This window comes from Oceanibium sediminis (genome assembly GCF_003265325.1).
Classification (GTDB): domain Bacteria; phylum Pseudomonadota; class Alphaproteobacteria; order Rhodobacterales; family Rhodobacteraceae; genus Halovulum; species Halovulum sediminis.
Genome location: NZ_QGNX01000010.1, coordinates 83,354 through 96,790, shown reverse-complemented (window position 1 = coordinate 96,790; position 13,437 = coordinate 83,354). Strand labels below are relative to the sequence as shown.

Genomic DNA, 13,437 nt, shown 5'->3' with positions numbered 1-13,437 from the left:
GCGGGGCACGCGCTGGCTGGCGCGGCGGCTGGCGCGCAGCCGGGCGATGCGCGGCCGCCCGGCGCTCAGGCTAGCGCTTGGCGCGGTCGGCGGACCGGGGGGCGAGGCGGTGTCGGTCACGCTGTCCCTTGGGCTCGGGCTGACGGTGCTGGCCACCATCGGGCAGATCGACAGCAACCTGCGCAGCGCCATCGCGCAGGATCTGCCCGACATCGCGCCCGCCTACTTCTTCGTCGATATCCAGAACGACCAGCTGCCCGGCTTCCTCGAGGAAGGCACCGGCACCGAGGGCGTCTCCGGCATCGAAACCGCGCCCATGCTGCGCGGCATCATCACCCGCATCAACGATCAACCCGCCCGCGCCTGGGTGCGCGCGAACACAGAGCGCAGCTCTCACTGGACGTTGCAGGGCGACCGGGGGGTCTCCTACGGAAATGCCCCGCCCGAGGGGGCGGCGATCACCCAAGGCGCCTGGTGGCCCGAAGATTACAGCGGCCCGCCCCTGATGAGCTTCGCCGAGGAAGAGGCGCTGGAATTGGGCATCGGCGTGGGCGACAAGGTGACCGTGAACATCCTGGGCCGCGACCTGACGGCGGAAGTGGCGAACCTGCGCGTGGTGGAGTTCCGCGACATGGGCATCAACTTCCTGATGATCCTGAACCCCGGCGCGCTGGCCGGCGCGCCGCATACCCATATCGCCACCGTCTATGCGACGGAGTCCGCCGAAGCGCCGCTGCTGCGCCGCCTTGCGGACCTGTATCCCAACATCACCGCGATCCGGGTGCGCGACGCGATCGAGCGCGTGACCGAGGCGCTGAACGGCCTGTCCGCCGCAACCCGCTACGGGGCGGCGGCGACACTGCTGACCGGCTTCATCGTGCTGATCGGCGCGGCGGCGGCGGGTGAGCGGCGGCGGGTCTTCGAATCCGCGGTGCTGAAGACACTGGGCGCGACGCGGGGGCGGATCCTGGCCAGTTTCGCGCTTCGCTCGGCGATCCTCGGCGCGTCGGCGGGGGCCGTGGCCATCGTCGCGGGCGGCCTGGCGGGCTGGGGGGTGATGACCTTCGTGATGGACAGCACCTTCCGCTTCGAGCCGGTTTCGGCTGTTGCAATCGTGGGTGGCGGGGCGCTGGCATCGTTGCTGGCGGGGCTCGCCTTCGCCTGGCGGCCGCTGACGGTGCGGCCCGCGCAAGTGCTGCGCGCCCGGGACTAGGCCCGGGCACGCGGGCGCTTTTCGCGCCGCCGCGCGCCACAACCACAGCTTGCGTCAATGCAACTCACCCAATTATGAGCGTTTTGGTCATAAATCGCCGCCACCCGCCCCCATACCCCTTGAATTACGGGGGCGACCTGCCAATATCACACATACCAGCCGGGCGAATTGCGTCTGGCTTACGGCTACACTTATGGAGGGTATTCATGGCCGAGTTTCAATCTGTCCGGCGTACGGCAGCAGGTGTCCGCACTGCGGAGATAGATGCTGGCCTGCGCGCTCACATGAACAAGGTCTACGGGCTGATGTCCGTGGCAATGGTTGTCACCGGCGCCGTTTCCTGGGCTGTCGGCACGTCTCCTGCCCTGTTCTCGCTTCTGCGTGACCCTGCCACACTGCAACCCAACATCCTTGGATGGATCGTGATGTTCGCGCCGCTGATCATGGTGTTCGCCCTTGGCGGCATGATCAACCGGATGTCCACTGCGGCTGCCCAGTTCTTCTTCTACGCCTTTTCGGCGGTGATGGGCTTGTCGATTTCCTGGATCTTCCAGGCGTTCACGTCGATCTCGATCGTGCAGACGTTCTTCGTCACGGCGATCGCCTTCGCCAGCCTCAGCCTGTGGGGCTACACGACCAAGAAAGACATCTCCGCCTGGGGGTCGTTCCTGATCATGGGCGTCGTGGGCCTGATCGTCGCGTCGATCATCAACATCTTCCTCGGCTCGCCCGCGATCCATTTTGCGGTGTCGGTGCTGGGTCTGCTGATCTTTGCCGGCCTGACCGCCTATGACACGCAGCGTCTGAAGAACGAGTACCTGCAGATGTCTGCCGCCGGTGCAACCGAGTGGCTGGGCAAAGCCGCCGTGATGGGCGCGCTGAGCCTCTACCTCAACTTCATCAACATGTTCATGTTCCTGCTTCAGTTCCTCGGCAATCGCGAGTGATCTGAACGGATCCGAACCACCGGAAAGGGCTGGCCGCGCGCCGGCCCTTTTCTTTTGTGCCCCGCGATTTATCGGCGCGTCAAGCTGCCATCCAACGTGCGCGAAAGCCCAGCGTCGTCCAGCAAATGGGGCTGCAGGCGGGATGTATGGCAGCGCTCACGGTAGCGGGCATCCGCGGCGAGGAGCATCTGCACGAGTCCCGTCAGCGTGATCTGCGGAAGCGCGACCAAGCGGCGGGTGAATGTTTCGATGGCGGACATGGCATTCTCCTTTTGGCGTTTGGCGGACCGGGGTCCGTATCGATGAAGCCAGGATGGCATGTCGCCTGCGAAATCCCGGTGAGCGCGCCGTCAAAGCCCCGTGAAAAGCACCGGCGCTACCGTGAAAAGCGCCGCCCCACGGAACGACTTGCGCAACCCGCCGGTGGGGAAAGCCGGCTTCTCATCGCGCGGATTGGGGAGTCTTCCCGGCGTTGACCCTGGCGATTGCGCGACTCGGCATAACGGCGATTCGCGGCCCGGTGTCCTCAACCCCTACCCTGGAACGCGCCGGGCACAGTCGCCCCGGCGCTTCGCGCAGAGCGGGCCTCGGTTACAGCGCGCGCGTCATGCGTATCGCGGGGAAGGTGATTCCGGCGGCCAGTTCGACCGAGACCTCGGCAACCGCGTCGAATCCCTGCCGGGCATAGAAGGGCACCGCCGTGCGGGTGGAAAGGCACTCCATCCACTCCAGCCCCGCCTCGCGCGCGTCGCGCAGGCAGCGCTCCATCAGGGTGGTGGCAAGGCCCCTGCGCAGGTAGTCGGGGTCGGTCGCGAAATGCCGGATGCTGCCCTGCACGGCGCTTGCACGGCCCCCCGCAGGGGCGCGCCGCGTCCAGCCCCCGGCGGACAGCACGCGGCCACTCTCGGTCACGGCGACGTAGTAGGTGCCGCAACTGACGAGTGCAGGCTGTGCTCGCGCGATCTGGGGCACTGCCGTCACCAGAATCGATGGCGGGTAATCGGCCTTCAGAAGCTGCGGGTAGGACCGGGCCAGAAGCGCATCCACGCCCGGCACATCCTCGCGCCGGCCTGGGCGAACGTGGAGCGTGAGGTCCGGCATCGCGTTTCCTCCAACGGCGTTCAACAAGCCCGAACGAAAAAGGGCTGCGCAGTCACCTGCACAGCCCCGGTCCGTTCCAAGTGGCAGATCTTACTTGATCTTGCCTTCCTTGTAGTCGACGTGCTTGCGCACAACCGGGTCGTATTTCTTCACGACCATCTTTTCGGTCATGGTACGGGCATTCTTCTTGGTCACGTAGAAGTGGCCGGTGTCGGCTGTCGAATTCAGCCGGATCTTGATCGTGGTTGGCTTCGCCATGCTGTCATCTCCTCACCGGGAGGCCGGTGGCAGGGGTAAAACTGAAGCCCGGTTTCTACACGCCCAGCGCGTCGTGTCAACCCGCTGATCCAGCGCAAGGGGCATTGGACGGCGTTAAAGCGACAGGAAACGCGCCGAGCCGGTGGAATGATCGAAAAACGGCACTGCTCGCGGTACGTCGGGGGCGCGCAGACGGGCCGCGAGTTCGGACAGAACGACGCGGGTGATGAAGGGCAGATCCAGCTGGCGCGCCTGTGCCAGCGGCAGCCAGTGAAGGTGGCGTAACTCGTCGTCGGCGGCGGAGAAGTCATCGAGGTCGCCGGTGACCTCATCCGCGCGAACCATGAAGAACCGCGCATCGAAGCGCCGCGGACGGCCCACGGGCGTCACCGCGCGGAACATCATCTGAAGCGCCCCGGCGTGGGGCAACAAGCCCGCGTCCAGAAAGCCGCCCCAGGAATCGGGCACCACGGCGGGCGGGGCGCCGGGCACACCGAGGCGCAGGCCTGTCTCCTCCCAAAGCTCGCGCACGGCGGCGACGGCGAGCGCTTCCGCGATGCGCGGGCTGCTGGCGTTCATCCGCGCTTCCAGCTCCGCCGGCAGGGGCGTGCCGAGGGGGATGTCATGATCCTCGGGGTCGACGCGGCCGCCCGGAAAGACGTATTTGTCCGGCATGAAAACTGCCTTGGAGCCGCGCTGCCCCATCAGGACATGCGGACCTTCGGCCATTTCCCGCAACAAGATGACCGTGCTCGCGTCCCGAACTTCGGGCGCGGATTGGGGGCTCATGGCAGCAAGTCCAGCAGGCCCGGCGCGCGCCCTGTCCGGGGATGGCCCGGTGACAGGGGGGAGCGCAGGGCGAAAACCTCAGCTCTCACCGAAACCGTGCATCCGCCGGGCCCACTGGAACCCCACGAACGCGCCCTTCAGACGCGGCAGAAGATAGAGGGACATCACGGTCGCCAGGGTGCAGGTGCCGACCGCCATCACCCAGGCCTCCGGGCGATAGGCGGTGTACACGGTCAGCATCAGCGGGGCCATGACATGGCCCACGATCACGATGGCGGCCCAGGCAGGGCCATCGTCGGCGCGGTGATGATGCAGCTCCTCGTCGCAGACGGCACAGGTGTCGCGTACGTGCAGGTAGCTGTCCATCAGGGGACCCGACCCGCAGGAGGGGCACCTGCGGCGCCAGCCGCGCAGCGTCGCCTCCTTCGTGTCCCGGCCTTCGGTTTCAATCAAATGCTCTTGGCTTTCGGCGGTGTGAGTCATGGGAATCCTGCTTATCTATACGCGGAAGATAGGCACGCGCATCGCCATTTGCGCTGAGACAAGCTGCCCCCGTGGCGGGATGTCGCAACATTTCCGCCATTCGCTGCGACGGATATGGCCCGGGGACGCGTATGATGGGGGCTGCGTCTGCTGATGTCATCATGCCTCGGGCATCGGCGGGCGTGGCAGGAAAGGGCTTTCGGGCCACGGGAAGGGTCGGCACGGTTGTACGGGACATGATGTTGTACGGGACATGATGGCGTCAGACCCCTCTGAGCGGCAGGCCGATGCTGCGCTGCTGGCGGCCTATGCCGCCGGAGATGCCGAAGCGGCGCGCCAGTTGGCCCGCACGCATGGGCCGCCGGTTTTCCGCCTGGCCCGGCGGCTGCTGAACAATGATGCCGAGGCGGAAGAGATCGCACAGGAGGCGATGATGCGGCTTTGGAAGATCGCCCCGGACTGGCGGGCGGGAGAAGCGCTGATTTCGACGTGGCTGTACCGCGTGGCGACCAACCTGTGCACCGACCGGCTGCGCCGTGTGCGCCCCGGCCCCCTGCCCGAGGGGCATGACCCGGCGGACGAGAGCCCCTCGGTCGCGGAGCGGCTGCACACCCGCCAACGCGCAGCGGCGCTGGAAGCGGCGCTGGAAACCCTTCCCGACCGGCAGCGCGTGGCGATCACGCTGCGCCACCTGGAAGAACGCAGCAATCCCGAGATCGCCGAGGTGATGGACATCTCTGTCGAGGCTGTCGAAAGCCTGTTGTCACGGGGAAGGCGCGCGCTGAAGGCAGCGCTGGCCCCCGCCGCCCCGCATCTGAGCGTAAAGGACGCCTGACATGACCAGAAACCCCGCTCCTTCGCCCAGCAACCCTGAGGACGCCCTGCTCGACGCAGGTTTCGCGGCCCTTCGCAACACCCCGCCGCCCCTGCCGGACGGGTTCGAGCAACGCCTGACCGCGCAGGCACTGCGGGCCATGCCAGTAGCGCCAGGGCCCGTCGCCGAACGGGCTGGCCTGCTTTCGCGGATCGCCGCGCAGCTTGGCGGCTGGCAGGCCGGGGTCGCCTTCGGCGGGGCGGCGATGGCCGGGCTGAGCCTTGGTTTCTTCGACCCCGGCGGGCTGATTTCCACCCAAAGCGGGATGTTCGAGATTGCCGAGAGCGGCGCGACGATGTCGGCCGAGGTCTCCGACGGGATATTCGATGATCCGCTGGCGCAATTCGAAGCGGAGCTCGGCTCATGAGCGCGCCGGACGCGCCCCGTCTGCCACGCTGGGCGAAGCTTCTGCTGGTTCTGTCGCTGGCGCTGAACCTTGCTGTCGCGGGCGTTGTCGCCGGGCATTTGCTGCGCGGCGCGCCCCCGTCGGGCGATCGTGCGTTCAACCTGCCGATCGACGGGTTTCGCAATATCTCCCGCGCCATGCCCGCGGCGGAGCGCGAAGCGCTGCGCAACGCCTGGCATGGCCACCGGGCCGAGATTCGCGCGGCGCGGACCGATCTGCGCAACAGCCGCGCGGCGTTCCTGCAGGCCCTGCGCGCCGAGCCATTCTCGGCCGAGGCGGTGGAGCGCATCCTGAGCGCGCAGGCCGACCGGTGGCAGTCCTTCAGCGCGGTCAGCCGTGAAATCCTGGTGGCCCGCATCGCAGAGATGCCCCCCGAAGCCCGCCGCGCCTTCGCCGACAGGCTGGAGGAATCGCTGAGCAGGCGGCGGGCGGACGGCGGCCCGCACCCGTCCCGCAGCGCAAGCGACTGATCGACAGGCGGCCCCGAACTCCGCCCCGGCGGGGTCATACGGGTCTGCAACCCGATCCCAAAGGCCCCGGCGGGTCAGCGAATCGGGGCGAGAAGCATCTCAGGCGGGGCGCTGGGTGGGAAAGGCCGCGGAACCCGGGACAGGGGCGCCGTTCAGTGGGGCGGATGCCAGGTGGACGCGGTTGCGCCCCTCACCCTTGCAGCCGTAAAGCGCGCTGTCGGCCCGTTCCACGAGTTCGTCGAAACACGCCGCTTCCTCGGGCCCGGAGACTTCCGCCACCCCCGCGCTGATCGTAAGGGGCACGGGCCCACGCTTCCCGCCAAGGCTGATGGGGCGTTCCGCCATCGCGCGGCGCACCCGCTCGGCCACATGGATCGCGTCCGGGCCGGTGGTGTCGGGAAGTGCGATCAGGAACTCCTCCCCCCCGAAACGCGAGACGATATCGTTCGGGCGCACGGCCTGCTTTATCCGCCGCGCGGCAACCTTCAGGACGTGATCGCCGCCGCTGTGGCCATGGGTGTCGTTCACGGTCTTGAAATGATCGATATCGAGCATGATCACCGCGAAGGACTTTCCCGCGCGCAGGCTGCGGCGCATCAGTTGCGGGCCCGCCGCCAGCACATGGCGGCGGTTGTGCAGCCCCGTCATCGGGTCGGTCAGCGCAAGGCGCATGCCGCCGACAAGCGCCGCGCGCAGGGTGGCCGCGCGCGCCATGCGCCGCTCTGCCGCGCGCAGGCGGTTCGCAAGCACATCCGCGGGCTGATCCGCGGTGATCGCATCGCAGGCGCCCAGCTCCATCGCCTGCGCGCCAAGGCGGGTGTCGCCCGCGGGCACCATGGCGATGATCGGCGTCAGCCGCGTCAGCGGGTCGGCGCGCAGCTGTGCGAGCACCCGCAACCCCGCCCCGGCCTGGCCCGCGTCATGGATCCACAGGATGACGGCCGTATCCGGGCAATCAAGCACCCGCGGCTGCACCTGGTCCTCGACATCCACCTGGATGCAGCTGCGCCCCTTCAGCCCTGACAGGCAATCCTGCGTGACCAGGGTCCCCGGCTCGGCACCGGGATCGAACAGCAGCACCACCTGGCCCTGTCGGCGCGATTCGGCGTCCGTTCGTTCGGGAAACGGCGGCAGGTCGGCGAACGCGGGATCGACCGCGCGCACGTCATCCTCCAGCCGTTTCAGCGCGATCAGCATCTTGAGGCGCGCAAACAGCGCCGGATCGGTCATCGGCGCTTCAAGAACGTCGTCGCCCCCCGCGTCCCAGGGGGACTGGTCGTCCGCGTGCAGCGGCACCACGGGCCGCGCGGGCGCGCCGGGACCGGCGCGCTGGCCGGTCAGGATCACCGGGATATGCGCCGTCGCCGGATCGCCGCGCAGCAGGCACAGCATACGCCGCGCTGCGGCCCCGTCCGCCACGAAGATCAGGTCCGCCCGCGCGACCCGATCCCCTTCAAGCAGGGATTCGGGGCGATCGAACGCCTCGACGCTGTAATACGCGCTCAGCAGTCGCCCGCGCAAAAGAATACGGTTCCCCACGACGGGGTCTATGACGATGATATGGCCTGTCATCCTGTGCCGCCCTCCAGGTCCCGCTTGCGTGCGGGTTGCCGCAATTGGATCCTTGCGATAGGACCGTTTCACGCAGGTTCCGACACATCGATTAAGAAACCATTGCCGCCACGCGGATCCGGCGCGCCTGGAAGGAAATGCCGATGTCCCCCCTCTCTTCCGAAGCGGCTGCAGCCCTTGCCCTGGACGCGCTGAACTGGATCGCGAGCGATTCCGAACGCGCCTCGGGGTTTCTTGGCGCCAGCGGCGCGGACCTTGCCGGACTGCGCGCCCGGGCGCAGGAACCGGACTTCCTGGGCTTCGTCCTGGACCACCTTCTGAGCGATGATTCGGCGGTTCTGAGCTTTGCCGAGGAAACCTCCCACCGCCCCGAGCACGTGGCCCTTGCGCGCGCCGCCCTGCCGGGGGGCGATCTGCCGAGCTGGACCTGAGCCCGGCTCAGGCGACCTGCAACCGCCCGAGCGCGGCGCGGAAATCCGCGGGCAGCGGCACCGGGCGACGGGTGCCCGAATCGACGTAGACATGCACGAAATGCGCCTCCGCCGCGGGCGTTGGCGCGTCGGGCGCGAACAGGCCCACCTGGTAGCGGACCGAGGACGTGCCGACATGCGCCACTGCCAGCCCCGCGTCCAGCGGCGCGGGGAAGCCCAGCGCGGCGTGAAAGACGCAGCCCGTCTCGACCACCAGCCCGATCACCGGACCGTGCGGCACCTCCAGCGCGCCCGAGGCGATGATCCAGCCGTTCACGCAGGCGTCCACATACTCGTAGTACACGGCGTTGTTCATGTGACCGTAGACGTCGTTATCCCGCCAGCGGGTGGTCATTGTCCGAAAATGCACGTAGTCATCACGAGACGTTCTGGGGCGGGGCATATGTGACCTTCTGGTTCGGGACGTCGCGAGCCTATATCGCCATCAGAGGGCTGAAAAGTGGACACTATCGCCGCACTCCTGTTCGACAAGGACGGAACCCTGTTCGACTTCCGCGCCACATGGGGCGCCTGGACCGGGCGCTTCGTGCGCACCCTCGGCGGGCCGAGCGGGCGCGTACAGGAACTGGCCGAGGCGATCCGATTCGACCTGGAGCAGGACGCGCATCTGCCCGGCAGCCCGTTCATCGCCGGCTCGATCGAGGACTGGGTGGATACGGTGCTCGACGTGCTGCCCGAACTTGAGCGTGAGGCGCTGATGGACCGCATCCGGGAAGAGACGGCGGAAGTGCCGCAGGTGCCCGTGACGCCGCTGGCGGACCTGCTGGGCGGCCTGCGCGGGCTGGGATACCGGCTGGGCGTCGCCACAAACGATGGCGAAGGCCCGGCGCGCGCGCACCTGGACCGGAACGGCATCGCGTCGCAGTTCGACTTCATCGCCGGATACGACAGCGGCCATGGCGCGAAACCCGCGCCGCACATGCTGCTGGCCTTCGCGAAACATTGCGGCCTGCGCCCCGCGCAGGTCTTGATGATCGGGGACAGCACCCATGACCTGCACGCCGCCGCCGCCGCGGGCATGCCCGCGCTGGCGGTGCTGACCGGCTATGCCAGCAACGACGACCTGGCCCCCCATGCCGAGGCGGTTCTGCCCAGTATCGCCGATCTGCCGGACTGGCTTCAGCGGCGCAATGCGACGGCGATGTCGCAAACGGTCTAGCCAGCCGGGGGTGCTGCCGCTTCAGTGGTCCTGACGGATCGCCGGGGGAAAGCACATGTCGGACAGGAAAAGCCGCCGCACCGGGGGGCGCGCGGGTAACACCCGGCGCGCCGGGGGACCGGCGATCGAGCAATTGCCGTTCCGCGTTCCACTGAACACCGACCGCCCGACAGAGCCGCTGGACGACTCGGGGGTCCAAGCGGTCCACGACGCGGCGACGACGATCCTCGAGGATATCGGCATCGAATTCCTGAACGCCGAGGCGAAGGAGATCCTGCGCAAGGCCGGCTGCACCGTGGCAAGCGACGGGTTCAACGTGCGCATGGACCGCGCCTGGGTGATGGAGATGATCGCCAAAGCCCCGGCGCAGTTCACCATCACGCCGCGCAACCCAGAGCGGGCCGTCACGCTCGGCGGGCGGCACATGGCTTTCGTCAACGTCTCCTCCCCGCCGAATGTCATGGACCTGGACAGGGGGCGGCGGGTTGGCGACATGGAAAGCTTCACCGACCTGTTGAAGCTGACCCAGTATTTCAACTGCATCCACGTGGCGGGCGGCTACCCGGTGGAGCCGGTGGACGTGCACGCCTCCATCCGCCATCTCGACTGCCTTTACGAGAAGCTGACCCTGACGGACAAGGTGGTGCACGCCTATTCGCTTGGCTCCGAACGGGTCGAGGACGTACTGGAAATGGCGCGCATCGCCTCTGGCCTGCCGGAGGCGGAGTTCTTTTCCCAGCCCCGGCTTTACACCAACATCAACTCCTCCAGCCCGCTGAAACACGACTGGCCGATGCTCGACGGCGCCATGCGCTTCGCGCGGCGCGGGCAGCCGGTGGTGGTCACCCCGTTCACCCTTGCGGGGGCGATGGCGCCGGTGACCATGGCGGGCGCCGTCGTCCAGTCGCTGGCCGAGGGGCTGGCCGCGATCGCGCTGCTGCAGGTGATCAATCCGGGTACGCCCTGCGTGCTGGGCACCTTCACCTCCAACGTGGACATGAAAACCGGCGCCCCAGCCTTCGGCACGCCGGAATACATGCGCGCGACGCAGATGACGGGGCAGATGGCGCGGTTCTATGGCCTGCCGCTGCGCGCCTCCAACGCCTGCGCGGCGAATGTGCCCGACGGCCAGGCCATGTGGGAAAGCGCCAATTCGCTGTGGTCCGCTGTCCAGTCGGGCGTGAACATGGTGTACCACGCCGCCGGCTGGCTGGAGGGCGGGCTGATCGCATCCTACGAGAAGTTCGTCATGGACTGCGAGGTGATCCAGCAGATCGAGCGTTATTTCGATCCCGTGCTCACCGACACCTCACCCGAGTCGCTGGCCCTGGACGCCATCCGCGAGGTGGGGCCGAACGGACACTTCTTTGGCTGCGATCACACCCAGGCGCGCTACGAGACGGCCTTTTACGCGCCCTTCCTCAGCGACTGGCGCAATTACGAGGCCTGGGCGGTGGATGGATCGGTCTGGACGTCGGAGCGCGCGAACCGCGCGTGGAAAGCCATCCTCGCGGACTATACGCCGCCCCCGATGGACGATGCGGTGCGCGAGGAATTGCAGGGCTTCGTGGCCCGGCGCAAATCCGAAGGCGGCGCGCCGACGGACTTCTGAGCCGGGGCCCGGGGTTGGCACACGCGTCCCTCCGGCAAGCCGTGTCCAGCGCCGGGCATACCGGCTGCGCCTTGCACGGCGTCGCGCGATTTGGCACACCTTCGCGATGAGCGCCCGCGCCTGCCTTTCGGATGACGATGTCTTCGCCCTGCGCCGCGCGCGGGGCGCGCCCGACCTCTGGCCGCCGCTGGAACGCCTTTACGGAACCCACCCCAGCTGGGCGGCGTTCAAACCGGCGCTCGAAGCCGCGATGGAACAGGCCCACGCGGCCCGTAGCGCACCGCTGCGCGCCCTGGACCTTGCGCGAGACCTGAACCCCGGCTGGTTCCAGGAACCACGGCAGGTCGGATACGTGTTCTACGTGGATCGCTTCGCGGGAAACCTGCGCGGCGTGCTCGATCACCTGGACTACCTGAAGGACCTGGGCGTCACCTATGTCCACTTCATGCCCTGCCTGAAACCGCGCGAGGGCGCGAATGACGGCGGCTACGCGGTGCAGGACTACGGCGCCATCGATCCACGCCTCGGCACGATGGACGACTTCGCGGATGTGGCCACCGCCCTGCGCGACGCGGGGATCGGCGTCTGCCTCGACATGGTGCTGAACCACACCGCGCGCGAGCACGTCTGGGCCGCGGCCGCCCGCGCGGGCGACACCGCGGCGCAGGCGATGTACCACGTCTTCGACGATGACACCCTGCCCCGCCAGTACGAGGAAACCCTGGTCGAGGTGTTTCCCGACGACGCGCCGGGCAGCTTCACCTTCGATCCCGCGATGGGCAAATGGGTCTGGACCACCTTCCACCACTTCCAGTGGGACCTGAACTGGTCCAACCCCATGGTCTTCCTTGAGATCTTCCGGATCATGACCGCGCTGATGAACCGAGGCGCGGAAATCTTGCGCCTCGACGCGGTGGCCTTCATGTGGAAGCAGATGGGCACGGTCTGCCAGAACCTGCCCCCGGTCCATGACATCCTGCAGGCGCTGCGCGCCGCCACGCGGGTCGTCGCGCCGGGCACCATGCTGAAGGCCGAGGCGATCGTCGCGCCGGACGAGCTGGTGCATTACCTCGGCACGGGAACCCACAGCGGGCGGGTGTCGAACCTTGCCTATCACAACAACCTTATGGTGCAGTTCTGGTCCTCGCTCGCCACGCGGGACACCGGGCTGATGCGCCATGTCCTTTCGACGCATTTCCCCGATCACTTCCCGAACGCGACCTGGGGCACCTACCTGCGCTGCCATGACGACATCGGCTGGGCGATCACGGACGAGGATGCGAACGCCGTCGGGCTGGACGCCTTTCGGCACCGCCAGTTCCTGGCCGACTTCTACGAGGGCGTCTTTCCCGGCAGTTTCGCCACCGGCGGGCTGTTCCAGGTCAACCCGGCCACCGGGGACAAGCGCAACAATGGCACGCTCGCCTCACTCTCGGGGTTGGAGCGCGCGCTTGAGGCGGGCGACGCCGGCGCGATCGACGACGCCATCGCGCGCATCGTCATGGGCCATGCGCTGATCGCCGCCTTCGGGGGAATCCCGCTGATCTACATGGGCGATGAGCTGGGCCTGCTGAACAACCACCACGATCACCTGCTGCCCGACGGCTCGACCGACAGCCGCCGGATGCAGCGCCCGGACATGGATTGGAACAAGGCGCACAACCGCAAGGACCCGGCCACCATCGAGGGGCGGATCTTCACCGCCATAGCGCGGATCATGGCGCGCCGCGCCGCGCTGCGCCGGTTGCACGGGCGCCACCCGACCCAGATCCTCGACGCGCCGGGCCGCGCCGTCTTCGCCTTCCGCCGCGCCGCGCCGGGCGAGCCGGTGCTCTGCCTGTTCAACTTTTCCGAACAGGCCCAGGGCGTCAGCACGGACTGGCTGGCCAGCGAAGGGGTCACGGCATGGCATGACCTGCTTGCAGACCGCGCCCTGAGTCCGCGCGACGGCACGATCCCCCTGCCCGCCTACGGCGCGCTCTGGATCGGCTAGGCGTCCGCCGCGAAACGGGAAAAACACACGCCGCCACGCACGGCGTATGCGCCCGCACGGGGCAGCCGA

Annotated in this window: 16 protein-coding genes; 9 read left to right on the top strand and 7 right to left on the bottom strand. The window is 67.9% G+C overall.

Annotation, left to right across the window (positions count from 1 at the left end; all coding sequences use genetic code 11):
* Positions 1-1,213 (top strand): ABC transporter permease (locus DJ029_RS19030; protein ID WP_308861198.1); only part of this gene is annotated, 1,213 nt, incomplete at its 5' end.
* Positions 1,214-1,419: 206 nt separating this feature from the next.
* Entirely contained in the window at positions 1,420-2,160 is a 741-nt protein-coding gene (locus tag DJ029_RS19025; protein ID WP_112324074.1) for a Bax inhibitor-1/YccA family protein, read from the top strand.
* 68 nt (positions 2,161-2,228) lie between these two features.
* Here the strand turns inward: DJ029_RS19025 and DJ029_RS19020 are convergent, their stop codons facing one another.
* The 5 genes from DJ029_RS19020 to DJ029_RS19000 form a co-directional block, all read right to left on the bottom strand.
* Positions 2,229-2,420 (bottom strand): hypothetical protein, encoded by a 192-nt coding sequence (locus DJ029_RS19020; protein WP_112324073.1) that lies wholly within the window; start codon positions 2,418-2,420, stop codon positions 2,229-2,231.
* Positions 2,421-2,751: 331 nt separating this feature from the next.
* Positions 2,752-3,261: a GNAT family N-acetyltransferase gene (locus DJ029_RS19015; RefSeq protein WP_112324072.1), complete on the bottom strand. Its 510-nt coding sequence runs from the start codon at positions 3,259-3,261 to the stop codon at positions 2,752-2,754.
* 90 nt (positions 3,262-3,351) lie between these two features.
* Complete coding sequence (gene rpmG, locus DJ029_RS19010; RefSeq protein ID WP_008188192.1) at positions 3,352-3,519, bottom strand: 50S ribosomal protein L33; 168 nt, start codon at positions 3,517-3,519, stop codon at positions 3,352-3,354.
* 114 nt (positions 3,520-3,633) lie between these two features.
* Positions 3,634-4,308, bottom strand: coding sequence for an NUDIX hydrolase (locus tag DJ029_RS19005; RefSeq protein ID WP_112324071.1), 675 nt, complete (start codon positions 4,306-4,308; stop codon positions 3,634-3,636).
* Positions 4,309-4,386: 78 nt separating this feature from the next.
* Positions 4,387-4,791 (bottom strand): DUF983 domain-containing protein, encoded by a 405-nt coding sequence (locus DJ029_RS19000; protein WP_112324070.1) that lies wholly within the window; start codon positions 4,789-4,791, stop codon positions 4,387-4,389.
* A 253-nt stretch (positions 4,792-5,044) separates the two neighbouring features.
* On the opposite strand from DJ029_RS19000, the gene DJ029_RS18995 reads away from it, so the two are divergent.
* Genes DJ029_RS18995 through DJ029_RS18985 form a run of 3 tightly spaced genes read left to right on the top strand, consistent with a single transcriptional unit; the run spans position 5,045 to position 6,541 of the window.
* A complete protein-coding gene (locus tag DJ029_RS18995) occupies positions 5,045-5,626 on the top strand; it encodes a sigma-70 family RNA polymerase sigma factor (RefSeq protein WP_112324069.1) in 582 nt (193 codons plus the stop codon).
* 1 nt (position 5,627) lies between these two features.
* Entirely contained in the window at positions 5,628-6,032 is a 405-nt protein-coding gene (locus DJ029_RS18990; protein WP_112324068.1) for a hypothetical protein, read from the top strand.
* A complete protein-coding gene (locus DJ029_RS18985; RefSeq protein ID WP_112324067.1) occupies positions 6,029-6,541 on the top strand; it encodes a periplasmic heavy metal sensor in 513 nt (170 codons plus the stop codon). Before DJ029_RS18990 ends, DJ029_RS18985 begins: the two co-directional genes overlap by 4 nt.
* A 99-nt stretch (positions 6,542-6,640) precedes the next feature.
* Here DJ029_RS18985 and DJ029_RS18980 read toward each other — a convergent pair whose 3' ends face one another.
* Positions 6,641-8,113, bottom strand: a complete 1,473-nt coding sequence (locus DJ029_RS18980; protein ID WP_112324066.1) for a diguanylate cyclase — start codon at positions 8,111-8,113, stop codon at positions 6,641-6,643.
* A gap of 143 nt (positions 8,114-8,256) precedes the next feature.
* On the opposite strand from DJ029_RS18980, the gene DJ029_RS18975 reads away from it, so the two are divergent.
* Positions 8,257-8,544 (top strand): DUF3572 domain-containing protein, encoded by a 288-nt coding sequence (locus tag DJ029_RS18975; protein WP_112324065.1) that lies wholly within the window; start codon positions 8,257-8,259, stop codon positions 8,542-8,544.
* Between the two features lie 7 nt (positions 8,545-8,551).
* Here DJ029_RS18975 and DJ029_RS18970 read toward each other — a convergent pair whose 3' ends face one another.
* Positions 8,552-8,938, bottom strand: coding sequence for an acyl-CoA thioesterase (locus DJ029_RS18970; RefSeq protein ID WP_232823139.1), 387 nt, complete (start codon positions 8,936-8,938; stop codon positions 8,552-8,554).
* 105 nt (positions 8,939-9,043) lie between these two features.
* On the opposite strand from DJ029_RS18970, the gene DJ029_RS18965 reads away from it, so the two are divergent.
* The 3 genes from DJ029_RS18965 to DJ029_RS18955 all read left to right on the top strand — a co-directional run bounded on the left by DJ029_RS18965 (position 9,044) and on the right by DJ029_RS18955 (position 13,368).
* Positions 9,044-9,763 carry an HAD family hydrolase gene (locus DJ029_RS18965; RefSeq protein WP_112324063.1) on the top strand — a complete coding sequence of 240 codons (720 nt, stop codon included), beginning with the start codon at positions 9,044-9,046 and terminating at the stop codon, positions 9,761-9,763.
* Between the two features lie 55 nt (positions 9,764-9,818).
* Complete coding sequence (locus DJ029_RS18960; RefSeq protein WP_112324062.1) at positions 9,819-11,375, top strand: trimethylamine methyltransferase family protein; 1,557 nt, start codon at positions 9,819-9,821, stop codon at positions 11,373-11,375.
* A 106-nt stretch (positions 11,376-11,481) separates the two neighbouring features.
* The gene (locus tag DJ029_RS18955) at positions 11,482-13,368 is read left to right on the top strand and encodes an alpha-amylase family glycosyl hydrolase (protein ID WP_112324061.1); all 1,887 of its coding nucleotides are present in this window, start codon (positions 11,482-11,484) and stop codon (positions 13,366-13,368) included.
* Positions 13,369-13,437 lie beyond the last annotated feature (69 nt).

What these genes read in the sequence shown, in the direction of transcription:
- DJ029_RS19025 (WP_112324074.1), top strand. Translation starts at nt 1,420, where the DNA reads ATGGCCGAGTTTCAATCTGTCCGGCGTACGGCAGCAGGTGTCCGCACT.
- DJ029_RS19020 (WP_112324073.1), bottom strand. Translation starts at nt 2,420, where the DNA reads ATGTCCGCCATCGAAACATTCACCCGCCGCTTGGTCGCGCTTCCGCAG.
- DJ029_RS19015 (WP_112324072.1), bottom strand. Translation starts at nt 3,261, where the DNA reads ATGCCGGACCTCACGCTCCACGTTCGCCCAGGCCGGCGCGAGGATGTG.
- rpmG (WP_008188192.1), bottom strand. Translation starts at nt 3,519, where the DNA reads ATGGCGAAGCCAACCACGATCAAGATCCGGCTGAATTCGACAGCCGAC.
- DJ029_RS19005 (WP_112324071.1), bottom strand. Translation starts at nt 4,308, where the DNA reads ATGAGCCCCCAATCCGCGCCCGAAGTTCGGGACGCGAGCACGGTCATC.
- DJ029_RS19000 (WP_112324070.1), bottom strand. Translation starts at nt 4,791, where the DNA reads ATGACTCACACCGCCGAAAGCCAAGAGCATTTGATTGAAACCGAAGGC.
- DJ029_RS18995 (WP_112324069.1), top strand. Translation starts at nt 5,045, where the DNA reads ATGATGGCGTCAGACCCCTCTGAGCGGCAGGCCGATGCTGCGCTGCTG.
- DJ029_RS18990 (WP_112324068.1), top strand. Translation starts at nt 5,628, where the DNA reads ATGACCAGAAACCCCGCTCCTTCGCCCAGCAACCCTGAGGACGCCCTG.
- DJ029_RS18985 (WP_112324067.1), top strand. Translation starts at nt 6,029, where the DNA reads ATGAGCGCGCCGGACGCGCCCCGTCTGCCACGCTGGGCGAAGCTTCTG.
- DJ029_RS18980 (WP_112324066.1), bottom strand. Translation starts at nt 8,113, where the DNA reads ATGACAGGCCATATCATCGTCATAGACCCCGTCGTGGGGAACCGTATT.
- DJ029_RS18975 (WP_112324065.1), top strand. Translation starts at nt 8,257, where the DNA reads ATGTCCCCCCTCTCTTCCGAAGCGGCTGCAGCCCTTGCCCTGGACGCG.
- DJ029_RS18970 (WP_232823139.1), bottom strand. Translation starts at nt 8,938, where the DNA reads ATGACCACCCGCTGGCGGGATAACGACGTCTACGGTCACATGAACAAC.
- DJ029_RS18960 (WP_112324062.1), top strand. Translation starts at nt 9,819, where the DNA reads ATGTCGGACAGGAAAAGCCGCCGCACCGGGGGGCGCGCGGGTAACACC.
- DJ029_RS18955 (WP_112324061.1), top strand. Translation starts at nt 11,482, where the DNA reads ATGAGCGCCCGCGCCTGCCTTTCGGATGACGATGTCTTCGCCCTGCGC.